General features: G+C 74.4%; 20 protein-coding genes and 1 pseudogene. 8 read left to right on the top strand and 13 right to left on the bottom strand.

What is annotated here, in order from left to right; genetic code table 11:
* Positions 1-32: 32 nt before the first annotated feature.
* The 3 genes from AB0R04_RS33285 to AB0R04_RS33275 are packed head-to-tail and all read right to left on the bottom strand — an operon-like array spanning position 33 to position 2,970.
* Positions 33-839, bottom strand: a complete 807-nt coding sequence (locus tag AB0R04_RS33285; RefSeq protein WP_063348212.1) for an ABC transporter ATP-binding protein — start codon at positions 837-839, stop codon at positions 33-35.
* Complete coding sequence (locus AB0R04_RS33280; protein ID WP_363377333.1) at positions 839-1,942, bottom strand: iron ABC transporter permease; 1,104 nt, start codon at positions 1,940-1,942, stop codon at positions 839-841. The genes AB0R04_RS33285 and AB0R04_RS33280 overlap by 1 nt, the downstream gene beginning before the upstream one ends.
* Entirely contained in the window at positions 1,939-2,970 is a 1,032-nt protein-coding gene (locus tag AB0R04_RS33275; RefSeq protein WP_363377332.1) for an iron ABC transporter permease, read from the bottom strand. Before AB0R04_RS33275 ends, AB0R04_RS33280 begins: the two co-directional genes overlap by 4 nt.
* Positions 2,971-3,070: 100 nt before the next feature.
* On the opposite strand from AB0R04_RS33275, the gene AB0R04_RS33270 reads away from it, so the two are divergent.
* Positions 3,071-3,697: an HAD family hydrolase gene (locus tag AB0R04_RS33270; protein WP_363377331.1), complete on the top strand. Its 627-nt coding sequence runs from the start codon at positions 3,071-3,073 to the stop codon at positions 3,695-3,697.
* A 47-nt stretch (positions 3,698-3,744) separates the two neighbouring features.
* Here the strand turns inward: AB0R04_RS33270 and AB0R04_RS33265 are convergent, their stop codons facing one another.
* Complete coding sequence (locus AB0R04_RS33265) at positions 3,745-3,987, bottom strand: hypothetical protein (protein ID WP_063348208.1); 243 nt, start codon at positions 3,985-3,987, stop codon at positions 3,745-3,747.
* Positions 3,988-4,459: 472 nt separating this feature from the next.
* Between AB0R04_RS33265 and AB0R04_RS33260 the strand changes: the two genes are divergently transcribed.
* Positions 4,460-4,843 (top strand): cold-shock protein, encoded by a 384-nt coding sequence (locus AB0R04_RS33260; RefSeq protein ID WP_063348207.1) that lies wholly within the window; start codon positions 4,460-4,462, stop codon positions 4,841-4,843.
* A gap of 10 nt (positions 4,844-4,853) precedes the next feature.
* Here AB0R04_RS33260 and AB0R04_RS33255 read toward each other — a convergent pair whose 3' ends face one another.
* The 4 genes from AB0R04_RS33255 to AB0R04_RS33240 all read right to left on the bottom strand — a co-directional run bounded on the left by AB0R04_RS33255 (position 4,854) and on the right by AB0R04_RS33240 (position 8,377).
* Positions 4,854-5,705, bottom strand: a complete 852-nt coding sequence (locus tag AB0R04_RS33255) for a 1,4-dihydroxy-6-naphthoate synthase (protein ID WP_363377330.1) — start codon at positions 5,703-5,705, stop codon at positions 4,854-4,856.
* Positions 5,698-6,462, bottom strand: coding sequence for a futalosine hydrolase (locus tag AB0R04_RS33250; protein ID WP_363377329.1), 765 nt, complete (start codon positions 6,460-6,462; stop codon positions 5,698-5,700). Before AB0R04_RS33250 ends, AB0R04_RS33255 begins: the two co-directional genes overlap by 8 nt.
* Positions 6,463-6,472: 10 nt before the next feature.
* Positions 6,473-7,003: a hypothetical protein gene (locus AB0R04_RS33245; protein ID WP_063348205.1), complete on the bottom strand. Its 531-nt coding sequence runs from the start codon at positions 7,001-7,003 to the stop codon at positions 6,473-6,475.
* A 72-nt stretch (positions 7,004-7,075) separates the two neighbouring features.
* Positions 7,076-8,377: an MFS transporter gene (locus tag AB0R04_RS33240; protein WP_363377349.1), complete on the bottom strand. Its 1,302-nt coding sequence runs from the start codon at positions 8,375-8,377 to the stop codon at positions 7,076-7,078.
* Between the two features lie 624 nt (positions 8,378-9,001).
* Here AB0R04_RS33240 and AB0R04_RS33235 point away from each other — a divergent pair.
* Both AB0R04_RS33235 and AB0R04_RS33230 read left to right on the top strand, forming a co-directional pair.
* On the top strand, positions 9,002-9,883 hold the full coding sequence (locus tag AB0R04_RS33235) for a DUF3027 domain-containing protein (protein WP_363377328.1): 882 nt from the start codon (positions 9,002-9,004) through the stop codon (positions 9,881-9,883).
* 169 nt (positions 9,884-10,052) lie between these two features.
* Positions 10,053-13,349, top strand: coding sequence for a molecular chaperone Hsp90 (locus tag AB0R04_RS33230; protein ID WP_079135690.1), 3,297 nt, complete (start codon positions 10,053-10,055; stop codon positions 13,347-13,349).
* 4 nt (positions 13,350-13,353) lie between these two features.
* On the opposite strand, the gene AB0R04_RS33225 is transcribed toward AB0R04_RS33230, so the two are convergent.
* The 3 genes from AB0R04_RS33225 to AB0R04_RS33215 all read right to left on the bottom strand — a co-directional run bounded on the left by AB0R04_RS33225 (position 13,354) and on the right by AB0R04_RS33215 (position 16,526).
* Positions 13,354-13,611: a hypothetical protein gene (locus tag AB0R04_RS33225; RefSeq protein ID WP_363377327.1), complete on the bottom strand. Its 258-nt coding sequence runs from the start codon at positions 13,609-13,611 to the stop codon at positions 13,354-13,356.
* An 85-nt stretch (positions 13,612-13,696) separates the two neighbouring features.
* Positions 13,697-16,171 carry an HAD-IC family P-type ATPase gene (locus AB0R04_RS33220; protein WP_363377326.1) on the bottom strand — a complete coding sequence of 825 codons (2,475 nt, stop codon included), beginning with the start codon at positions 16,169-16,171 and terminating at the stop codon, positions 13,697-13,699.
* Between the two features lie 52 nt (positions 16,172-16,223).
* Positions 16,224-16,526, bottom strand: coding sequence for a DUF2530 domain-containing protein (locus AB0R04_RS33215; protein WP_363377325.1), 303 nt, complete (start codon positions 16,524-16,526; stop codon positions 16,224-16,226).
* 164 nt (positions 16,527-16,690) lie between these two features.
* Here AB0R04_RS33215 and AB0R04_RS33210 point away from each other — a divergent pair, with 164 nt between their 5' ends.
* From AB0R04_RS33210 to AB0R04_RS33200, 3 genes are all read left to right on the top strand, one after another.
* Positions 16,691-18,151 carry an NCS2 family permease gene (locus AB0R04_RS33210; protein WP_363377324.1) on the top strand — a complete coding sequence of 487 codons (1,461 nt, stop codon included), beginning with the start codon at positions 16,691-16,693 and terminating at the stop codon, positions 18,149-18,151.
* Between the two features lie 209 nt (positions 18,152-18,360).
* Positions 18,361-19,284, top strand: coding sequence for a DUF4231 domain-containing protein (locus AB0R04_RS33205; protein ID WP_063348198.1), 924 nt, complete (start codon positions 18,361-18,363; stop codon positions 19,282-19,284).
* 260 nt (positions 19,285-19,544) lie between these two features.
* Complete coding sequence (locus AB0R04_RS33200; RefSeq protein WP_363377323.1) at positions 19,545-21,257, top strand: hydrogenase maturation protein; 1,713 nt, start codon at positions 19,545-19,547, stop codon at positions 21,255-21,257.
* A gap of 114 nt (positions 21,258-21,371) precedes the next feature.
* Here the strand turns inward: AB0R04_RS33200 and AB0R04_RS33195 are convergent, their stop codons facing one another.
* Together AB0R04_RS33195 and AB0R04_RS33190 are read right to left on the bottom strand one after the other, a co-directional pair.
* Positions 21,372-22,187: an MHYT domain-containing protein gene (locus AB0R04_RS33195; protein ID WP_363377322.1), complete on the bottom strand. Its 816-nt coding sequence runs from the start codon at positions 22,185-22,187 to the stop codon at positions 21,372-21,374.
* Between the two features lie 323 nt (positions 22,188-22,510).
* A complete protein-coding gene (locus AB0R04_RS33190) occupies positions 22,511-22,942 on the bottom strand; it encodes a VOC family protein (RefSeq protein ID WP_363377321.1) in 432 nt (143 codons plus the stop codon).
* Positions 22,943-23,093: 151 nt separating this feature from the next.
* Here AB0R04_RS33190 and AB0R04_RS33185 point away from each other — a divergent pair.
* A pseudogene (locus AB0R04_RS33185) lies at positions 23,094-23,315 on the top strand (MarR family transcriptional regulator); the annotation flags it as partial.

Genomic DNA, 23,315 nt, shown 5'->3' with positions numbered 1-23,315 from the left:
CCGATTATGTCCGGTTTGGTGTGGAATTGCCGTCAGGCGTCCACGGCCGCCGCCCACGGGGCCCCCGGAACGACCAACGGCGTGCCCGTCACCGGGTCCGGCACCACCACCGACTCCAGCCCGAACACCTCCCGCACCAGCTCCGCCGTCACCACCTCGGTCGGCGCGCCCTGCGCCACCACCCGGCCGTCCCGCATCGCCACCAGGTGGTCCGCGTACCGGGCCGCCTGGTTGAGGTCGTGCAGCACCGCCACCACCGTGCGGCCGCGCTCGACGTTCAGCCGGCGGACCAGGTCCAGCACCTCCACCTGGTGCGCGATGTCCAGGTAGGTGGTCGGCTCGTCCAGCAGCAGGATGTCCGTGCCCTGCGCCAGCGCCATCGCGATCCACGCCCGCTGCCGCTGGCCGCCGGACAGCTCGTCCATGCTGCGCTCGGCCAGCTCCGCCGTGGACGTCCGCTCCAGGGCCTCCGTCACCGCCGCCTCGTCCTCCGGCGACCACTGCTGCCACCAGCTCTGGTGCGGCTGGCGGCCCCGCGAGACCAGGTCCGCCACCGAGATGCCCTCCGGCGCCGTCGGCGACTGCGGCAGCAGCCCCAGCCGCTGGGCGATCCGCTTCGTCGGGATCCGCGCCAGTTCCTCGCCGTCCAGCAGCACCGCGCCCCGGACCGGCTTCAGCAGGCGCCCCAGGGCCCGCAGCAGCGTCGACTTGCCGCAGGCGTTCGGGCCGACGATCACCGTCACCCGCCCGTCCGGGATGCCGACGTCCAGGCCCTCGACGACCGTGCGCGCCTCGTAGGCCAGGGTGAGGCCCCGGGCCTCCAGTCGGTGAGCGGACATCAGGAACCTCCACGACGGATGGGGGTACCCCCGAACGGAGTTCGGGGGAGGATCAGCAGCCACATCAAGTACGGCGCGCCGACCATGCCGGTCACCACGCCCACCGGCAGCTCGGTCGGCGCCATCAGCCGCCGGGCGATCAGATCGGCCAGCACGACCACCAGCGCGCCCGTCAGCGCCGAGCAGAACAGCGGGACCTGCGCGGACCGGACCAGCCGCAGCGCGATCTGCGGCGCCATCAGCGCCACGAAGTCCACCGGCCCGGCGGCGCCCGCCGCGCACGAGGCCAGCACGATGCCCAGCAGCGCCATGCCGAGGCGGATCCGGTCCAGCCGCAGGCCCAGACCGACGGCCGTCGCGTCGTCGAAGGAGATCGAGCGCTGAGCCCGCGCCGCCCACAGGACGACGGGCACGGCGGCGAGCAGCACCCAGGCCAGCCAGCCGGCCTGGTCGTAGTCGGCGCCGTTCAGGCTGCCCGTCATCCAGACCTTCGCGGCCTGCGCCTGGAAGCCGTCGCCCTTGGTCAGGAACACGGAGGTCAGCGAGGACAGGGCCACGCTGATCCCGATCCCGATCAGCACGAAGCGCTGCGCGTGCAGGCCGCGCCGCCATGCCAGCGCGTACACCAGCAGCCCGGCCACCAGCCCGCCCGCGACCGCCGCGTACGGGGCCTGACCGGTCGAGCCGACCACGCCGTACGCCATCAGCCCGACGACGGTGGCGGTCGCGCCCCAGGTCACGCCCACCACGTCGGGGCTGGCCAGCGGATTGCGGGCGACGGTCTGGATCAGTGCCCCGGCCAGCCCCAGCGCCGTGCCGACCAGCAGGCCCACGACCACCCGGGGCAGCCGGAACTCGCCGACCACCAGCTCGTGCGGGCTCGGCTGCCCGAGCACCACCTTCACCACCTCGACCGGCGACACGGCCGACTCGCCCAGGCAGAGCGAGGCGACGACCGTCCCGGCCAGCGCGACCAGCAGGCCCAGCGCCATCACCGCCGACCGGCGGTGCAGCAGCACGGACGCCCGCCCGGCCCGCAGCACGGCGTACCCACGCGGGGAGGCGGCGCCGCGCCCGACGGTTCGCCCGCCCTGCGCGCTCATGACGCGACCACCTTCCGGCGGCGCACCAGCGCGACCAGGACGGGGACGCCGACGAGCGCCGTCATCACGCCCGCCGGGACCTCCGACGGCGGGAAGAGGACCCGCCCCAGGGTGTCGGCGAGCAGCAGCAGGGCCGGGCCGAGGACGGCGGAGAAGGCGAGCACCCAGCGGTGGTCCGCGCCGGCGACGGCCCGCGCCGCATGCGGGACGGCGAGGCCGACGAAGGCGATCGGCCCGGCGGCCGCGACGGCCGAGCCGGTCAGCACCGTCGCGCCGAGCGCGCCGACCGCCCGGACCAGGCCGGTCTTGGCGCCGAGGCCCTTGGCGGTGTCCTCGCCGAGCGCGAGCGCGTCCAGGCCGCGGGCCACCGCGACCACCAGCACCGTGCCGACGGCGAGGAACGGCAGCAGCTGCCAGGCCACGTCCGAGGTCCGCCCGGAGAGCGAGCCGACGTGCCAGAAGCGGAACTGGTCCATGGTGGCCGCGTCGGTCGTCAGCACCATGGTGTTGAGCGAGGCGATGAACGCGGACATCGCCGAGCCGGCCAGCGCCAGCTTGATCGGCGTGGCCCCGCCCCGGCCGCGCCCGGCCAGGCCGTACACGAGCACGGTGGCGATCACGGCCCCCGCGAAGCCGAACCAGACGTAGCCGGTGAGGGTGGAGACGCCGAAGCCGGAGATGGCGAGGACCACGCCGGCCGCCGCGCCCTGGGAGACGCCGAGGATGCCGGGGTCGGCGATCGGGTTGCGGGTGAGGCCCTGCATGACGGCCCCGGCGAGGCCGAGCGCCGCGCCGACGGCGAGCCCGACGACGGTGCGCGGCACCCGCAGCTCGCGGACGACGACGGCGTTGGCCGTGTCGCCGCCGTGCAGCAGGGCGTCGAGGGTGTCGCCGAAGGGGATGGTGCGGCTGCCGACTGCCAGGCTCAGCAGTACCGCGGCGGCCAGGACGGCCAGCGCGGCGGCGAGCCACAGTATTCGGCGGCGCGCTGTCCGTCGCGCGCCGGGTGGCGCGGTGGTGTCGGTCATGGGCCCTCTCCACAGACAACTCAGGTAAACCTAAGTTCCCGTCGGAAGCCGGGGCAAATTGCCCCGGCCCCCCGAACCGCCCGTTGGATAGCCTGGCGGCATGCCCGAGACCCGCACCGCCCCGCTCACCGTCGGCTTCGACCTCGACATGACGCTGCTGGACACCCGGCCGGGGATCCACGCCACCTACCTGGCGCTCGCGGCCGAGACCGGCGCCCGCATCGACGCCGATCTGGTGGTCACCCGGCTCGGCCCGCCGCTGCTGGACGAGATCCGCAACTGGTTCCCGGAGGACGAGGTGGAGCGCGCCGCGACCCGCTACCGCGAGCTCTACCGCGACCTCGCCTTCGCCCCGACCGTCGCCCTCCCCGGCGCGCACGCCGCCGTCGAGGCGGTCCGCGACCACGGCGGCCGGGTCGCGGTGATCACCGGCAAGTACGAGCCGAACGCCCGCCTGCACCTGGAGCACGCCGGGCTGCACGCGGACGCGCTGGTCGGCGACCTCTGGGCGGAGACCAAGGGCGAGGCGCTGCGCGAGTACGGCGCGAGCGTCTACGTCGGCGACCACCTCGGCGACATCCGGGGCGCCCGGCACGCGGACGCCGTCGCGGTGTGCGTGGCCACCGGCCCGTACAGCGCGGACGAACTGCGCGCGGCCGGGGCGGACGTGGTGCTGGCGGACCTCACCGGGTTCCCGGCCTGGCTCGACGCCCACCTGGCCGGCTGAGCCGCGGCCCCGGGGCACGCCCTGGGGCCGGGTCCCGGGGCCGCGTTCTAGGACGCGGCCGCGGACTCCACCCGGCGGCGCTGGGCCCGCGCGTTCAGGAACAGCCCGGTCAGCGCGGCCAGGAAGCCCGCCGGCATCAGCATGCTCAGCCAGTACGCGGCCGTCGGCAGCGGCGTCAGGTGCAGGAACAGCGGGACGAAGGTGACCAGGGTGGCGAGCGCGCCCAGACCGAAGACGATTGTCCCGGCCTTGACGTACACGTCGCCGGGGTCGGCGCTCTGGCTGCTCACGTCTGCTCGCTCCTCGGGGCTGGTCGGGCGGTCGGTCCAGTCTGGCAGAGCGGCCGCCGGCCCCCGCCACCGGAGCGGTCCGGTCACGTTGCGCAGTTTCTCGGAAGCTGAACGTTTTGATCCCTGCTGGGCGGGGGTATGCAGGGGGTGCCGAGGGGTGCGACACGTGCGCCCCGTTTCCTCAGACCCGGGGGTGTGAGCCGATGGACCGTGCTGAGCCGCGCCCCGGCTGTGCCAGTACCGGGTCGCCCGTGATCGCGAGAACGCCGCGCCCGTACCGCCCCCAACGGGCCTTGGAACGCGGATCTTTCGCGGAACGCGGATGAGGCAGTGACGGACCGTTAGTCTGCTCCTGACAGCGTGCTGACCATGAGCGCCCGCGGGCGCCGAGCCGAGGTCGGCTGCCTTCCCCACCACCCAGTGATCCCCGGCCAGGGCCGGGATCCCTCACACCCATTCGAGGACTGTCGAGATGCCCACCGGCCAGGTCAAGTGGTTCAACGAGACGAAGGGCTTCGGCTTCCTGTCACGCGACGACGGCGGCGACGTCTTCGTCCACACCAAGGCGCTGCCCGCCGGTGTCACCGTGCTGAAGCCGGGCCAGCGGGTCGAGTTCGGCGTGGTCGCCGGCCACCGCGGCGACCAGGCGATGGCCGTGCAACTGCTGGACGCACTGCCGTCGGTGGCCGCCGCCCAGCGCAAGAGCGCCGACGACATGGCGCCGATCGTCCAGGACCTGATCACCACGCTGGACGCGGTGCTGCCGGGCCTCCAGCACGGTCGCTACCCGGCCAAGGCGACCGGCCAGAAGCTGGCCGGCCTGCTGCGCGCGGTGGCCGACCAGTTCGACGTCTGACCGAGGGGGATCAGAGCGCCAGCGCACCCGGGTCGAGCGGGGGCACCAGCCCCTCCGCGGCGGCCCGGGTGAGCAGCGCGCGGACGGCCGCATAGCCCTCCTCGCCGAGGTCCGCGGTGAACTCGTTCACGTACAGGGCGATGTGCTGGTCGGCGACGGCCGGGTCCATCTCCTGGGCGTGCGCCAGCACGTACTCCCGGCTGGCGCCCGGGTCCGCCCAGGCCTGCCGGACGGAGGCGCGGACGGCGTCGGTGAGCGCGCGCAGCCGTTCGGCGCCGAGCGAGCGCCGGGCGACGATCGCGCCGAGCGGGATCGGCAGGCCGGTCTCCTGCTCCCAGGCCTCGCCCATGTCGGCCAGGCTGTGCAGGCCGTACTGCCGGTACGTGAACCGGGCCTCGTGGATCACCAGGCCGGCGTCCACCCGGCCGTCCCGGACGGCGGGCATGATCTCGTGGAACGGCAGGACGACGATCTCGCCGAAGCCGCCCGGCACCGCCTTCGCGGCCCAGAGCCGGAACAGCAGGTAGGCGGTGGAGCGCTCGGACGGCACCGCCACCGTCTTCCCGGTGAGGTCCGCGGGGGCGTCCGTGCCCGGCCGGGTGAGCACCAGCGGGCCGCAGCCGCGCCCGAGCGCGCCGCCGCAGGGCAGCAGGGTGTACTCGTCCAGGACCCAGGGCAGCGCGCCGTAGCTGATCTTCAGGACGTCCAGTTCGCCGCGCTCGGCCAGGCCGTTGGTGACGTCGATGTCCGCGAAGGTCACCTCGGGGGCGTCCGCCCCGGGCACCAGGCCGTGCGCCCAGGCGTGGAAGACGAAGGTGTCGTTCGGGCAGGGCGAGTACGCGATGCTCAGCCGTTCAGCCACGGCCGGCCTCCTCGATCAGTTCGTGGACGGGCAGCGCGGCGAAGGCCCGCTCCAGGGCGGCCAGCGCCTCGCCGATCCGCCAGGCGGCCCGGTCGCGCGGGCCGACCGGGTTGGAGACGGTCCGTAGTTCGAGCACCGGCACGCCGTACCGGGCGGCGGCCTCGGCCACGCCGAAGCCCTCCATCGCCTCGGCCAGGGCGCCCGGGTGGCGGGCGGCCAGTGCGGCGGCCCGTTCGGCGCTGCCGGTGACGGTGGAGACGGTCAGCACCGGGCCGGTGGCGGCGCCCAGGGCCCGGGCGGCCAGCGCGACGGCGGCCGGGGGAGGGGTGTGCCGGACGGTGCCGAAGCCCAGTTCGGTGACGTCGGCGAAGCCCTCGGGGGTCTCGGCGCCGAGGTCGGCGGTGACGATCGCGTCGGCCAGCACGGTGGTGCCGACCGGGGCGTGCGGGGCGAACCCGCCGGCGATCCCGGCCGAGACGACCAGGCCGTAGCGGCCCCCCGAGGCCGGCTGCGCGCCCAGCGCGGCGGAGGCGGCGGCCGCGGCGGCCGCCGGGCCGACCCCGCCCGCCAGGACGTCCACCGGGGCGCCCGCGGCCCGGTGCAGCGCACCGCCGGGCAGCGGCAGCACGGTGACCGGGCCGGGCAGGCCGCGCAGGACGGCCTCGGCCTCGGCGGGCACCGCGACGACGACGAGCAGTCGGGCCCGGTCGGGGCCCGACTGCTCGCTGCGCTCGTCCGCGACGGCGTGTGCGGTCATCGCGGGAACGTCAGCTGTCCTGGGTGTTCAGCTGGAAGTACCAGACGGCGACCGGGTTGTCCGAGTTCTTGTCGCCCTCGACCACGGTGACCAGGGTCTTGCCGGAGGCGTTCAGCACCTGGCTCGCCGGCTGGGAGCCGGAGAAGGTCGGGCCCTTGGCGTAGGAGAACAGGCTGAAGCGCCCGCCCTGGCCCTGCGAGCCGCCGTTGGTGAAGGCCCACCAGCCCTTGTCGGCCACGTTCGGGGAGACGCCGACGCCGACCCGGTCGCTCACCACGACGTCGGAGGTCGGGAGGGTGCCCTCCGCGAGGGCCTGGGTGGCCTTCTGCTGGCACTCCTGCTGCAGGTCCTCCGTGATCGGGCTGCCGCCGTTGAAGCACAGCGGGTCCGCGACGATCGAGGAGTTGCCGACCGTGAGGGTCGCGCGGTGGGAGCTGTGCTCGGTCTGGCCGCTCGCGATGGCGACGGACGTGCCGACCGTGGCAGCACCGACCACGACGACGGCGCCGAGGGCGGCGATGGCACGGGTATTGAGGCTCATGCGTCAGAATCTACCGGGCTTCGCCGATCACGCTACGCGGGGGTCGGCCACCGCGTGTTGCCCGTGGCCGGTTCAGGCCACCCTGGGCGCCGCCGGGCGCCGCCGCAGGCCCACCCGGAACAGCGTGCGGACCGTCCACAGCAGCATCAGGCCCACCACCCCGGCGGCCACCGACAGACCCAGCACGCCGTTCAGCGGCAGCAGGATGCCGACCGCGCCGCCGGCCACCCAGGACAGCTGGAGCAGCGTCTCCGACCGCGCGAACGCCGAGGTCCGCACCGCCTCCGGGACGTCCCGCTGGATCAGCGCGTCCAGCGACAGCTTGCCCAGCGAGGCCGCAACCCCGGCCACGCCGGCGACCAGGACCACCGTCACCACGCCGTACCAGAGCGCGGCCGCAGCCGTCGCGCCGGTCGCCAGCAGCAGCATCGCGGTGACCGTCGCCTCCGGGCCCCGGGTGCGCAGCCAGGAGCCCAGCACCGAACCCAGCGCGTTGCCCGTCCCCGCCGCCAGCGCCACCAGGCCCAGTGCCAGCGTCGGCCGCAGGCCCCCGATCGGCTCGTCGCGCAGCAGGAACGCCAGGAACATCACCAGGAAGCCGACCAGCCAGCGCAGCGCCGACATCGCCCGCAGCGCCAGGATCACCGACGGGCCGACGGTGCGCAGCGAGGCCTTCGGGGCCCTGGCGTCCTCCGGCGCCCGCTCGCCGTGCATCTCGGCGTGCAGCAGTGCGCGCTGTTCGCCCTTGGCGGAGTCCACCGCGTGCGGCAGGTGGAAGGCCATCAGGGTGCCGATCACGAAGACCAGGAACGCGCCGCGCAGCGGCCAGCCCGGCCCGATCAGGTGCAGCAGACCGCCCACCCCGGCCGCCACCCCGGTGGCCAGCAGCCCGGCCAGGGTGACCCGGGAGTTCGCCTTCACCAGCGACAGCCGGCTCGGCAGCAGCCGCGGCACCACCACGCTGCGCACCACCCCGTACGCCTTGGACGCCACCAGCACGCCCAGCGCCTCCGGGTACAGTGCCAGACCGCCGCCGGTGATCACCCCGGCCATCGTCCAGGCCAGCACCGCCCGGGCCAGCATCGACATCGCCATCGCCGCCCGGCGGCCGTGCGGCAGCCGGTCCAGCAGCGGGCCGATCACCGGGGCCAGCAGGGCGAACGGGGCCATCGTGATCAGCAGGTACAGCGACACTCGGCCGCGGGCCTCGCCGGTGGGCACGGAGAAGAAGATGGTCGAGGCCAGCGCGACGGTGATCAGCATGTCGCCGAAGGAGTTCAGCGCGTGCAGTTCGATCAGTTTCGCCAGGCCGGACTCGCCCGCGCCCTCCGCGGAGGTGGCCTTGCGGATCCGGCGGCCGGTGCCGTGCACCACCCGGCCGGTGCGGGCGCCGGCGGCGGAGGCGGTCCGGACCAGGAGGTTGCGGCTCGGCTCGGGGTCCTCCTCGCCAGGGCCCCCGTCCAGGACGGTGAGCTGCCGGGCGTGGACGGCCGGGTCCGCGCCGGTGCCGGCCACGGTGGCGGTCGCGGCGCCGGTCTTGACGAGGCTCACGGGGGCGGCGGGCGACTCGAAATCGCCCCCCGGCTGCGGTTCGCCCGCAGCGGGGGCCGGAGACTGCTGTCGCGGCACGGCGTCCGCCTGGTCGGGGCTGCCGGCCTGCGAGGCGTGCAGTGCGTGCTGCGACGGGTCCTCGTCCGCCACATGCCCATCCTGCCCCAGAATCGCCGCAGTGACGCGGGAATCCACCCCCCTCGGCGCGGCCCCGGAACGGCCGCCACCGCCCCGGACTGTGCTGGGGCGCCGACCGGCGGGTAGCCTGCCCAAGGGCCGCGCGCCGAGCGCCGGGGCGCCGGCAGGCCCGGACGAGCGGCGCGGCCGGTATCCGCGGCGGCCCCTGGTCGCGCAGAATGGACAAGGGACTATCGAGCCGCGACGGAACAGGCAACACGCCGTGGGCGACAGAAGAACTGGGAGAGAATCGACGCCGTGAGTGCTGCGATGCGAAGCCGTACCCCCGATCGGCTCTGTGCCGAGGCCGTCGAACTCGCCCGGAAGGCGGCCGAGGAGGCCGTCGGCCCGGAGACCGTCGGACCACATCTCGGCGCCCAGGCGGACGCCGACCGCGTCGTCACCCACACCTTCGAGTGCCTGGACGCCGCCTACCGTGGCTGGCATTGGGCGGTCACCGTCGCCCGCGCCCCGCGGGCGAAGAACGTCACCCTCGACGAGGTCGTCCTGCTGCCCGGCGCCGACGCCGTCCTCGCCCCCCAGTGGGTGCCGTGGAGCGAGCGGCTGCGCCCCGGTGACATGGGCCCGGGCGACCTGCTGCCCACCGACGCCGACGACGCGCGCCTGGAGCCCGGCTGGAGCGGCGAGGACGAGCCCGCCCCGAACTCCGCGGTCGCCCTCGCGGCCGAGGAGGACGTGGTCATCACCGACCCGGGCATCCAGCCCGCCCCGGCCCGGGCCCGGATCAACGCCGTCGCCGAGGAGCTCGGCATGGGCCGCAGCCGGGTGCTCTCCCGGCTCGGCCTGCACCTGGCCGCCGACCGCTGGGAGAAGGCGCACGGCTCGCAGACGCCGATGGCGCAGGCCGCGCCCGCCGCGTGCGGCAGCTGCGGCTTCCTGATCCCGATCGGCGGCTCGCTCGGACAGGCCTTCGGCGTGTGCGGCAACGAGTTCGGGCCGGCGGACGGGCAGATCGTCTCCTTCGCGTACGGCTGCGGCGGGCACTCCGAGGCGGCCGTCATCCCGGCCCCGCCGGCGCCGTCCGAGCTGATCCTGGACGAGCTGGTGGTCGAGCCGATGCAGCTGCACCCGGACCGCACCTCCGGCTCGGTCGAGCCGGACACCCCGGCGGAGGAGCTCGGGCACTCCTGACGAAGTGTGTTGCGGCCCGCTCCACCGAACCGGTGGGGCGGGCCGTGGCGTTCGTGCGGGTGGGGGCCCTGCGGGCGCCCGGCGGCGGGGGCGCGGTCCGGAGCAGCGGCCGGGGCGGGGGAGAATGCCCCCCGTACGAAGTACAGGGCGGCGGAAGGCGGCAGGTCCAGTGGAACCTCGGATCATCGGCAGCAGCACGGACGAGCACCTCGCGGACCCCTTCGGGAGCGCCGCGCTGCGCCGGCGGGTGCTGGACGCCTGGGCCGCCTCGCCGGCCCGGTTCCGGGAGGACGCCAACGCCGAGGAGGAACTCGCGCTCGGCGGCTACCGCGACCGCCTGGTCGTCGAGTTGGCGCAGAACGCGGCCGACGCCGCGGTCCGGGCCGGGCACGGTCCCGGCCGGCTGCGGCTCACCCTCGCCGACGGCGTGCTCGCCGCCGCCAACACCGGGGCCCCGCTGGACGCGGCCGCCGTCGAGTCGCTGTCCACCCTGCGCGCCTCCTCCAAGCGCGGTGAGACGCCCGCCGTCGGCCGGTTCGGCGTCGGCTTCGCCGCCGTGCTCGCCGTCACCGACGAGCCCGCCGTGCTCGGCGCCGCCGGCGGGGTGCGCTGGTCGCTCGGCGAGGCCCGCTCGCTGGCCCAGGCGCAGCCCGCGCTGGCCGAGGAACTGCGCCGCCGGGACGGCCACGTGCCGCTGCTGCGGCTGCCGTTCGCCGCCGAGGGCCCGGCCCCCGAGGGCTACGACACGGTGGTCGTGCTGCCGCTGCGGGACGCCGCCGCCGAGGACCTGACCCGCCGTCTGCTCGCCGGCATCGACGACGCGCTGCTGCTCACCCTGCCCGGCCTCGCCGAGGTCGTGGTGGAGACCCCGGAGGGCACCCGGACGCTCACCCGCGCCGCCGCCGAGCCCCGCCCGGACGGCGTCACCGAGGTCACCGTCACCGACGACGCGGACGGCCGGCCGCGGCGGACCCGCTGGCAGACCGCCGGCGCCACCGGCACCCTGGCCGCCGAGCTGCTCGCCGACCGCCCCACCGAGGAGCGCGCCCGCCCGTACTGGACGGTCACCTGGGCCGTCCCGGTCGCCGCCGACGGCACCCCGCAGGCGCCCGGCATCGCGCCGGTGCTGCACGCGCCCACCCCCAGCGACGAGCCGATCGGCCTGCCCGCGCTGCTCATCGCCTCCTACCCGCTGGACTCCACCCGCCGGCACGTCGCCCCCGGCGCGCTCGCCGACTTCCTCACCGAGCGCGCCGCCGACAGCTACGCCGACCTGCTGCGCGCCCGCGGCGCCGACCTCGGCTCGCTCGGTCTCGTCCCCGGCCCGCTCGGCCAGGGCGCGCTCGACAACGCGCTCCGCGCGGCCGTCCTCTCCCGGCTGCCCGGCACGCCGTTCCTGCCGCACCCGGCGCCGGTCGAGGCGGGCACGCCCGCGCTGCGCCCCCGGGACGCCACCCTGCTGGAGGGGGCGGACGGCTCGGTGGTCGAGGCGCTGGCGCCGATCTTCCCCGGGCTGTTGCCGGCCGGGCTGGAGCGCCGCACCGAGCTGCGGGTGCTGAACGTGCGCCGGGTGCCGCTGGCCGACGTGGTCGACCAGCTCGGCGGCCTGGACCGCGAGCCCGCCTGGTGGCGCAACCTGTACGCGGCGCTCGGCGCCGCCGACCCGGAGGCGCTCGGCGCGCTGCCCGTCCCGCTCGCCGACGGCCGGACCATCACCGGGCCCCGGCGCGTCCTGCTGCCCTCCGAGGACGCCGACTGGGCGGCCTTCCCCGGCTACCCCGAGTCGCTGGCCGACGCGCTCGCCGCCCTCGACCTGCGGCTCGCCCACCCCGAGGCGGCCCACCCGCTGCTCGCCAAGCTCGGCGCCGGCACCGCCACCCCGGCCGGGGTGCTCGACACCCCCGAGGTGCGGGCCGCCGTCGCCCGCTCCTACCAGGTGGCCGAGGACGACGTCGAGGCCGCGCTCGAACTGGCGGACGCCGTCCTGGCGTTGGTCAAGGTCGCCGGCCCGGCCGCCGGCGAGCACCGCTGGCTGGCCCGGCTGGCCCTGCTCGACGACGAGGGCGAGCCCGCCCGCGCCGGTGAACTCGTTCTGCCCGGCAGCCCGTTCGCGGCCCTCGCCCGCGAGGAGGACGCCGGCTGGGTGGACGACGAGCTGCTGGAGCGCTGGGGCCCGGAGGTGCTCACCGCCGTCGGCGTGCTCGCCGACTTCGTCCTCGTCCGCGCCGAGGACGTGGTGCTCGACCCGGACGACCTGGAACGGCTCGACCCCACCGCGCCCGCCGACCGCGCGGCCGGCGGCCACCCCACCGGGCTGCTCGACGAGGCGCCCGACGGCCTCGCCGACTGGGCCGAGGACGCCCTCGAAGCCCTGCAGGCCGACGACGTCGCGGGCGTCCCGCCGGTGGCCGCCGAACTGCTGGCCGTCCGCGACCTCGACCTGGTCGACGACGACGCCTGGCCCGAGGCGCTCGCCGCGCTCTCCCGCCCGCCGTACCGGGACGCCGTCGTCAACCCCGTCCGCACCCTGCTGCCGGACGGCTCCTACACCGACCTGCCGCCGTACACCGCCTGGTGGCTGCGCGACCACCCGGTGCTGGACGGCCGCGAGCCCGCCGGACTGCGCGCCGCCGGTGCCGACCCGCTGCTGCGCGGCCTCTACGACGAGGCCCGGACGACCCTGGACGAGCAGTTCCTGCACGCGCTCGGGGTGCGCACCACGCTGGCCGCGCTGCTCGCCGAACCGCACGGCCCGGACGAGGTGCTGGACCGGCTCACCGATCCGGCCTCCGACCTCGGCCACCGCCAACTGCACGGCCTGCACAGCGCGTTGGCCCGGGTCGAGATCGAGCGGATCGAACCGGTCGACGTGGTGCGGGCGCTGCCGCCGCTCGACCCGGACACCGGCCGCCGGCCGGCCCACACGGTGGTCGTCGACTCCTCCAGGGCGGTCGTCGCCGACGCACCCGACCTCGTCCAGCTCCTGCACCCGTACCCGCTGGTGCCGGTCGCCCCGGCGCTCGCCGCCGACCTCGCCGAGCGGCTGCACGTCTCGCTCGCCAGCGAGGTGGCGGGCGGGCGGGTGCTCTCCGAGGGCGTGCTGCACCGGGTCCCCGCCGTGGTGCGGGAGCTGCTGCCCGGCTGCCCGGTCGCCTACGAGGAGCACGAGGAGCTGCTGGTGGTCGGCCCGGACGGCGACGACGCCGCCGTGGACTGGCGTTGGGACGTCGAGGCGGACGCCCCGGAGGCGCCCTACGACCCGGACGCGGCCGAGGCCGCCGACGAGGACGACGAGTTCGAGCTCCCGCCGGTGCCCGGACTGCTGCACGCGGCCACCCCGGAGGGCCTGGCGGCCGGGCTCGCCTGGTCGGTCGGGCAGTGGCACCGGCGGTTCGAGGTGCTGGCCGTGCTCACCGATCCGGACCGGGCGTACGAGCTGTCCGCGGCGCGGGACTTCGAGGGCTGAGCGCTCAGCGGGCCCGCCCACGGCGCTTGAGCCGCAGGTAGACGACGGTGGTGGTGGCCAGCCAGACGGCCGCCACCAGGGCCTTCACGGCCGTCGGCACCCACGGCAGCGCCGGGGCGGTCACCTCGCCGGCGTTCGTCAGCCAGCGGCCGCCCACCAGGGCCAGGACCGTCAGTCCGGCGGCCAGCAGGCCGGCCAGGAAGGCGGTGAACGCCTCCACCTGTCCGGTCTCGCGCTCGGTTTCCCCACCCGTGTGGGCCATGTCGGCACCCCCGTTCCTGCTGGCCATCATGCAGGCCGGGAGGGCGGACCGCCAGAGGTGTCTGCGGCCGGGGCACCGCCCCCGGTCAGGAGTCGACGCGGCGCTTCATGAAGCGCCAGGCGATCTCCAGGGCCAGGCCGCAGACCACCGCGATGCCGACGCCGACCAGGGGGTCGCGGGTGCCGACCAGCGAGAGCTGGAAGAACTCCGCCAGCCAGGGCACCAGCAGGACCAGGGCGAAGGCGCCGCCCATGGTGCCGATCAGCAGCAGGCGCCACCAGTTGTAGGGGCGGGCGACGATGGCGAGCACCCAGATGGCGATCAGGAAGAGCGTCAGGGTGGCCACGCTGGTGTCGGCCTTGAGGTCGGTCGCGTGGTCGGAGCGGGCCAGCGCGTAGGCGACGAAGGTGCCGGTGCCGGCGATGACGCCGCCCGGCACGGCGAGCCGCAGGACGCGCTTCACGAAGCCGGTGCGGGCCCGCTCGTTGTTGGGGGCGAGGGCGAGGAAGAAGGCCGGGATGCCGATGGTGAGGGTGGAGAGCACGGTGGAGTGCCGGGGCAGGAACGGGTACGGCGAGTGGGTGAAGATCACCAGCAGGGCCAGCAGGACCGAGTAGACCGTCTTCACCAGGAACAGGCCCGCGACCCGCTCGATGTTGCCGATCACCCGGCGGCCCTCGGCGACCACCGAGGGCAGGGTGGCGAAGGAGTCGTTGAGCAGCACGATCTGGGCGACCGCCTTGGTGGCGTCGCTGCCGGTGCCCATCGCCACGCCGATGTCGGCGTCCTTGAGCGCGAGCACGTCGTTGACGCCGTCGCCGGTCATCGCCACGGTGTGTCCGCGGGACTGCAGGGCGGCGACCAGCTGGCGCTTCTGCTGCGGGGTGACCCGGCCGAAGACGGTGGTCCGTTCGGCCGTGTCGGCGAGGGCGTCCGGTTCGGCGGGCAGCGTCCGGGCGTCCAGCGGGTGGTCGGCGCCGGGCAGACCGAGATGACTGGCGACCGCGCCGACCGAGACCGCGGCGTCGCCGGAGATGACCTTGGCCTGCACCTGCTGGCCCTCGAAGTAGCGCAGGGTGGCGGCGGCGTCGTGGCGCAGCCGCTGCTGGAGCACCACCAGGGCGAGCGGGGCGAGCCCGTCGGCCGGGTCGGGGGAGTCCAGCGGGGTGGGGGTGCGGCCGAGCAGCAGCACCCGCAGGCCCTTGGCGCCCAGCTCGTCGACCTCGGTGAGCGCCGGGTGCCCGGCGGGCAGCAGCACGTCGGGGGCGCCGAGCAGCCAGCTGGCCTCGCCGCCCTGCGGCTCCAGCAGCTGCACGCCGCTCCACTTGCGGGCGGAGGAGAACGGCATCGCCTCGATCACCCGCCAGCCGTCGGCGGCCGGGGAGCCGCCGGCCCCCGGGGCGCCGCCGTCGCCGCGCCCGTAGGCGTCGATGACCGCCTGCATGGAGGGGTTGGGGCGGGCGTCGGCGCCGGCCATCACGCCGAGCGCGTGCTTGATGGTGTCCGGGTCGGGGTCGCCGGGCTCGCCGTCGGAGAGGACCCGCAGGTCGACGACGTCCATGCCGCCCTCGGTGAGGGTGCCGGTCTTGTCCAGGCAGACGGTGTCGACCCGGGCCAGGCCCTCGATCGCCGGGAGCTCCTGGACCAGGCACTGCTTGCGGCCCAGCCGGATCACGCCGATCGCGAAGGCGACCGAGGTCAGCAGGACCAGTCCCTCGGGGACCATCGGTACGATCCCGGCCACCATCCGGCGCACGGCCTCGCGCCAGTCGCGGCCCTCGACGGCCAGCTGGCTGATGATCAGGCCGATGGCGGTGGGGATCAGCAGGTAGGTGATGAAGCGCAGGATGCTGTTGATGCCGCTGCGCAGCTCCGACTTCACCAGGGTGAACCGGCTGGCCTCCTCGGCGAGCTGCGCCGCGTACGCCTCGCGGCCGACCCTGGTGGCGGTGAATGCGCCCGCGCCGGCCACCACGAAGCTGCCGGACATGACCTGGTCGCCGGGCTGCTTGAGGACGGGGTCGGGCTCGCCGGTGAGCAGCGACTCGTCGATCTCCAGGCCGTCCGCCTCGGTGACCTCGCCGTCGACGATCACCTTGTCGCCGATGCCGAGCAGCACCGTGTCGTCGAGCACGATCTCGGCGACGGAGATCTGTTCGACGGTGCCGTCCCGGCGGACCTCGGGGCGGGCCTCGCCGATCAGGGCCAGGCTGTCCAGGGTCTTCTTGGCGCGCAGCTCCTGGATGATGCCGATCGCCGTGTTGGCGACGATGACCAGGCCGAACAGGCCGTCCTGGAGCGGGCCGACGATCAGGATGATCCCGAACATCACGCCGATGATCGCGTTGAAGCGGGTGAAGACGTTGGCCCGGACGATCTCCTTGGCGGAGCGGCTGGACCGTACGGGGACGTCGTTGACCTGTCCGCGCGCGACGCGTTCGGCCACCTCGGCGGAGGTCAGCCCGCCGCGTCGGCCGGGCAGCAGGCCGAGGGGGTGCGCACCGTCGGGGCGGTCGGCGTCGCCGGGCTGCTCTTCCGCGGGGTGGGCAGGCTGCGTCATGGCACCGACTCTACGGGTGCCTTATGTCCGGTGCGTGCTACTAAAGGACTATTCAGTCCGACTGGGTGGCCGGGTCCTGGCCGTCGTCTCCGGCCGCCCGGTTCGCGGCCTCGGCGGCGCGGTCGCGGGCGATGGCGTCCCGTCGGGCGCGGCAGTACCAGAGGCCGATCAGGCCGAGCAGGCCGCCGGAGAGGCAGATCCACGGCCAGGTGCCGTGGCCGTGGTCGGAGAGGGTGCTCTGGAAGGGGAGCAGGGCCAGAAAGGCGACGAACCACAGCACCGTGCCGCCGCCGACGATGGCGACGTCGTTGGCCTCCAGCGGAGGGGGCGAGGGGTGCAGCGGCGTCTTGGGCATGGGGCCTAGCGTACGGTGCGGCGGCAGACCCGTAGGGGCCCTCTGGTTTCTACGCGCGAAGATAGCGCGTGTGCGATCGGGAAACCATACTGAAAGTTCCCCGCCCGGCCACCGTCGCCCCGGGCGTTCCCCCCCTCCTCAGCTCCCCCACAGAGGACGCACGCATGCCTGTGGTCCAGCCGACCACCGAGTCGCCCGAACCCGCCTCCAGCGCCCCCAAGCCCCCCGCCGGCGCCCTGGACCGCTACTTCCGGATCAGCGAGCGCGGCTCCACCCTGCCGCGCGAGATCCGCGGCGGCGTCGCCACCTTCTTCACCATGGCGTACATCCTGGTGCTCAACCCGATCATCCTGGGCAGCGCCACGGACATGACCGGGGCCCACCTGGACAGCGCCCAGCTGGTCACCGCCACCGCCCTCACCGCGGGTCTCACCACCCTGCTGATGGGCGTGATCGGCAACGTCCCGATCGGCCTGGCCGCCGGCCTCGGCGTCAACACCATCGTGGCGCTCCAGCTCGCCCCCAAGATGACCTGGCCGGACGCCATGGGCATGGTCGTGCTGGCCGGCTTCGCGATCATGCTGCTGGTCGCCACCGGCCTGCGCGAGCGGGTCATGAACGCCGTGCCGCTCGGGCTGCGCAAGGCCATCGCGATCGGTATCGGCCTGTTCATCGCCCTCGTCGGCCTGGTCGACTCCGGCTTCGTCAGCCGCATGCCGGACGCGGCGCACACCACCGTCCCGCTGCAGCTCGGCGGCAGCGGGCACCTGCTCGGCTGGCCGGTGCTGATCTTCGTGTTCGGCCTGCTGCTCACCCTCGTCCTGCTGATCCGCAAGGTGCCCGGCGCCATCCTGATCAGCATCGTGGTCAGCACCGCGCTCGCCGTGGTGATCGACAAGCTCGTCGACGTCCCGGCGCTCAAGTGGGGCCTGACCGTCCCGGCCTGGCCGGGCAACCCGGTCGCCGCCCCGGACTTCGGCCTGGTCGGCAAGGTCAGCCTGTTCGGCGGCTTCGAGAAGGTCGGCGTGCTGACCGGCGTGCTGTTCGTCTTCACCGTGCTGATGTCCTGCTTCTTCGACGCGATGGGCACCATCCTCGGCGTCGCCGACGAGGCCCACCTGCTCGACGAGAACGGCGACCTGCCCGGCATCAACAAGATCCTGATGGTCGACGGCATCGCCACCGCGGCCGGCGGCGCCACCTCCGCCTCCGCGAACACCTGCTTCGTCGAGTCCACCGCCGGTGTCGGCGAGGGCGCCCGGACCGGCTTCGCCTCGATCGTCACCGGCCTGCTCTTCGTGGTCGCGCTCTTCCTCACGCCGCTCGCCACCATGGTCCCGGCCCAGGCCGCGACCCCGGCCCTGGTCACCGTCGGCTTCCTGATCCTGGCGGGCTCGATCAAGGAGATCGACTGGTCGGACCACACCATCGCGATCCCGGCCTTCCTGACGATCGTGATGATGCCGTTCACCTACAGCATCACCAACGGCATCGGCTTCGGCTTCATCGCCTTCTGCGTCCTGCGCCTGGCCGCCGGGCGCGGGCGCAGCGTGCCCGTCCCGCTGTACCTGGTGGCGGGCGTCTTCGCCTTCTACTACCTGATGCCGGCCCTCGGCCTGCTCTGACGCCGTACCGCTGCACCGGCGGCCCCGTCCTCTCCCCCCGGGGAAGGGCGGGGCCGCCGTCGTTGCCCGGGGCCCGGTGGACGCGGAGCCCGTTGCCCTCGGGGCCGGTCGAACGCCGGCCGGGCGGGAAAAATGTCAAAAAGGGGCCTGTGTAGCGAAGTTGACGGAGGGAATACTGCCTGGACGGACACGGGGAGGGGGCTCGACTGATGGTGCAACAGGATCCGCCCGGGGGAGACGAGGCGAAGCTGCTGCCGGAGCTGTTCTGGACGGCGGACAAGGCCTCGCTGGACGGCCAGCGCGAGACGCTGCGCTGGTACCGCGGACTGATCGCCATGCTGGTGATCGCCGCCGTGATCGGCTCGTTCCCCGGGCCGAAGGACCGCGGCTCCTTCGACAGCGTGCCGCTGTACTCGGTGGGCGCCTTCCTGATCGCCGGCTACTTCTGGTCCCGGCTGCGCCGCAGCAACCCGCAGGGGCGCTGGTACGAGGCCCGGGCGGCGGCCGAGTCGGTCAAGACGCTGGCCTGGAAGTACACCGTCCGGGCCCGGCCGTTCGACGGCGAGGCGGAGTCCGCGGACGTGGACCGCGGCTACCTGCTCCAGGTCGAGGACGTGCTGCGGGCCTTCGAGGACCCGGAGATCGTGCCGCCCGGCACCGTCCCCGAGATCACCCCGGAGATGCGGCGGATGCGGGCCGGCAGCCTGACCACCCGCCGCATGCTCTACCTGCGCACCCGGGTCGAGGGCCAGCGCACCTGGTACCGCGCCCGGGCCGAGGCGTGCGAGACGCAGGCGGTGTCCTGGGGGCTCGGCATCGCGGCGCTGATCATCATCGGCGCGGCGGCGGCCGTCGCCCAGGCCACCGGCGCCCTCCAGGTGCACGTCTTCGGCGCCAGCTCGGCCGCGGCCGCCGCCGTCATCGCCTGGACCCAGCTCAAGCAGCTGCGCCCGCTGGCCGCCGCCTACCAGCTGGCCGCGCGCGAACTGGAGAACGTCGGCAACCAGCTCTCCGACCTCGACCTCAAGACGCCGGACGCCGAGGCGCGCTGGGCCCGGATGGCCGCCGAGGCGGAGGACGCGGTGTCCCGCGAGCACACCACCTGGCGGGCCCGCCGGGCGTTTCCGCGGTAGCGGCCGGGGCCGTCGACGCCGGGGAGCGGCCGGGGCCGTCAATGCCGGGGAGCGGCCGGGCCTGTCGATGTCGGCGGGCGGTCGCTGCCGTCAACTCCGGGGAGGGGCTGGGGAGATCCGGCGAAGCGGACGCCACGCCGGGCGCACAGGTGTGCGGAGTGCGTGAGGGTCGGGCGGGAAGGCGTAGAACGTAATCATTACGTGTCCATGCCCTGGTTTCATCGCCTGCGCGCGACCCCAGTCCCTGTCCGGAGGCCCTCTTGCGCATTCTCCTGATCGCCAGCGCGTTCAACAGCCTGACCCAGCGCGTCCACACCGAGCTGCGCGGGCGCGGCCACCAGGTCGCCGTCCAACTCGCCCTCGGCGACGAGGCGATGAGGACGGCGGTGGACCGTACCGACCCCGAACTGATCATCTGTCCGATGCTCACCAAGGCCGTCCCGCAGGACATCTGGTCCACCCGGACCGTCCTGATCGTGCACCCCGGGCCCCAGGGCGACCGCGGCCCCTCCTCGCTCGACTGGGCGATCACCGAGGGGGTGGACCGCTGGGGCGTGACCGTCCTCCAGGCCGTCGAGGAGATGGACGCCGGCGACATCTGGGCGTCCGTCGAGTTCCCCGTCACCGACTGCGGCAAGAGCGAGCTGTACCGGGGCGAGGTCGCCGACGCCGCCGTCGAGGCCGTCCTGCTCGCCGTCCAGCGCTTCGAAGGCGGGCTGTTCACCCCCGAACCGCTCGACTACGACCGGCCGGACGTCCACGGCAGGCTGCGGCCCCTCCTGCGGCAGGACGCGCGCCGGATCGACTGGGCCGCCGACGACACCGCCACCGTGCTGCGCAAGCTCCGCGCCGCCGACTCCCAACCCGGCGTGCTCGACGAGCTGTTCGGGCGCGAGTACTTCCTGCACGGCGGCCACCCCGAGGACGAGCTGCGCGGCCCGGTGCCCGGCGCCGTGCTCGCCACCCGCGACGGCGCGATCTGCCGCGCCACCGTGGACGGCGCGGTCTGGATCCCCCAGCTGCGCCCGCGCCGCACCCCGGGCGGGCCCGCCACCTTCAAGCAGCCGGCCGCGACGGTGCTCGCCGGCCTGCTGCACCGGGTCCGCGAAGTCCCGGTGACGCCGACCTCGGCGGCCCGCCGGGACACCTGGTCGGAGCTGCGCTACCGCGAGGAGGGCGACGTCGGCTACCTCGAATTCGCCTACGCGGGCGGGGCGATGAGCACCGGGCAGTGCCGCCGGCTGCTCGCCGCCTACCGCGAGGCCGCCGACCGGCCCACCTCGGTGCTGGTGCTCGGGGCGCCCCGGGACTTCTACTCCAACGGGATCCACCTCAACGTCATCGAGGGCGCGGCCTTCCCCGCGCTGGAGTCCTGGGAGAACATCAACGCGATGGACGACCTGGTCCACGCGGTCCTCACCACGACCGACAAGCTCACCGTCGCCGCCCTGGCCGGGAACGCGGCGGCCGGCGGCCTGATGGCGGCCCTCGCCGCCGACGAGGTGTGGTGCCGGGAGTCGGCGGTGCTCAACCCGCACTACCGGCTGATGGGCCTCTACGGCTCCGAGTACTGGACGTACACCCTGCCGCGCCGGGTCGGTGACGAGCAGGCCGCGCGGCTGACCACCGAGGCGCTGCCGGTCGGCGCCGAACACGCCCGCCGGATCGGCCTGGTGGACCGCACCTGCGGCGGGGACGCGGCCGCCTTCCGGCGCTGGGTGGTCCGGGAGGCCGCCGCGCTCGGCGCCTCGCCCGAACTCACCGGGCGGCTGGTCGACAAGAAGCGCCGCCGGTCCGTCGACGAGGAGGCGAAGCCGCTGGCCGAGTACCGGGCGGAGGAACTGCGGCGGATGCACGCCAACTTCTACCGGGCGGGCGAGCCGTACCACGCGCTGCGGCGGGACTTCGTGCACAAGGTCTGCCCGGTGGCCACGCCCGCGCACCTGACCGGGCTGCTGGGGCGGCCGGAGTGAGCGGGCGGCGTCGACCGGAGTGAGCCGAGGGCGTCCGGCCGGGGTGGGGGACCCGGGCGGACGCCCTCGGGGACTGGGGGGGTTGGGGGCTGGGGCCTTGGGGCCCCGCCCGGCTCAGCGCCTGGCGCCGGTCTCGTCCCGCTGCCGCCGCTGGCGCCGCTGGCGCGGGACCAGCGGGGCCGCCGGGCCGAGCAGGAGCGGCTGCGTGGTGCTGCGGCTCGGCGAGACCGCGAAGGCCAGCGAGCCGAAGAAGACGTAGCAGCCGAGCCCGACTCCGAGCGGGAAGATGAACTGCAGCGCCATCACGCCGCCTTGGGTGGAGTGCGAGAAGTCGAGCCGCACCGAGAGCGCCGCCATACCGGTGTAGTGCATCGCGCACACCGCCACGCCCATGACCGGCGCGGCCGCCAGGACGGCGAGCGTGCCGCGGATGTTCAGGGTGGCCCAGAGCGCGGCGGTGGCCGCGAACACGGCGATGGCGACGGACAGCCAGACCGTGAGCCGGTCGTAGTCGAGGTGGCCGGGCAGGACCATCGCGGCCATCCCGAGGTAGTGCATCGCCGCGACCCCGAGGCCGGTGGTCAGCCCGCCGGCCAGCAGGGACAGGACGGGGCGGCGGCTGTACCCGACGGTGAACAGGCCGATGCCGACGACGGCGATGGCGACCAGCAGGCTGAGCACGGTCAGCCCGGGCCGGTAGCTGATCTCGACCCCGGTGACGGAGAAGCCGAGCATCGCGATGAAGTGCATGGACCAGATCCCGGCGCCGAGCGAGGTCGAGGCGAAGAGCAGCCAGACCGCCCTGGTCCGGCCCTGCGAGACGAGTGCCCAGCGGGCGCTGCGCAGGGCGACGAAGGCGCCGAGGCAGGCGACGAAGTACGAGACCGCCGGTGTCACCCAGCCGTGGTCGGCATGATGGATCTCACCCAAGAGAGCTCCCAGGACGGATGCGGGGGAGGAAGGGCGCCAGGCCTCGGGCGGACACGGATGGTCGGGAAGGAACGCGGCAACGGGCGCGGGAACGGCGCCGCCGAAGGGAGACCTGGCGTGTGGTGCCCCTGACAACGGGGGACAGTAGTCACTACCGGACGGTCGCACAAGGTTCGCGCTTTTCGTGAAGTCCCAGGTCAGGATGGACCTTTACGCGGCCTGCATGATCTTGGCACCAACTCCTGACACCGCCTGCGCACGGCGCCCGGTCGGTTCGTCCGTTACTCCGGGTTCGTCACCTCGGGCTCGTCGCTCCGGGTTCGTCACTCCAGCGGGGCTAGCCCGAACGGGTGGCCGGCCGGGTCGATCAGCACCTTGAGCGTCCGGCCGTGCTGGTACGTCGGCTCGGTCGCGCCGAGTGCGAGCGCCTTCGCGATGGCCTCGTCCAGGTCGTCCACGTAGAAGTCCAGGTGGAAGTGCTTGCCGCCGTCCGGCTCCGTCCACGGCTCCGGCCGGTAGCCCGAGACCCGGCCGAAGCCCAGCGGGCTGCCGCCCTCCGGGTTGTCCAGGATCGCGAACTGCTCGTCCAGGTGGCGGCTCTCCCAGCCCAGCAGCTCGCCGTAGAACCCGGCCAGCGCGATCGGGTCGGCGCAGTCGATGGTGACCATGGCGAGGCGAGCGAAGCCGGTGTCGTCCGGCGCGGCGGTGAGGCCGGAGGCGAGGCCGGAGGCGGGGTCGGCGGCGAGGTCGGACATGTCTGGTCGGCCCTTCCAGTCGAGATCATTCGAGACCCAGCACCAGCATCGCACCGAGCCGATCTTCCGGCGCGCGGTGAACGGACGGGGCCGGCGGGGTGGAATGGGAACGCATTTTCCTTAGCGAGAGTAATGACGTAAGCTAAAGAACATGCCCGAGATGTCCGAGCAGGACCTCGCAGCGATCAATCAGCTGCGATCGTCCACGATGCGCCTCTCCCGTCGACTCAAACACCAGCGGGTCGAGGAGTCGCTGAGCCCCACCGAGATGGGGGTGCTCGGCACCCTCGCCAGATGCGGAAAGGCGACACCGGGTGAGCTCGCCCGGAAGGAGCACGTGCAGCCGCCCTCCATGACCAGGATCGTCGCGATG

It is taken from the genome of Kitasatospora sp. NPDC056731 (assembly GCF_040687675.1).
Taxonomy (GTDB): domain Bacteria; phylum Actinomycetota; class Actinomycetes; order Streptomycetales; family Streptomycetaceae; genus Kitasatospora.
This window is presented reverse-complemented; position numbering and strand designations above follow the sequence as displayed.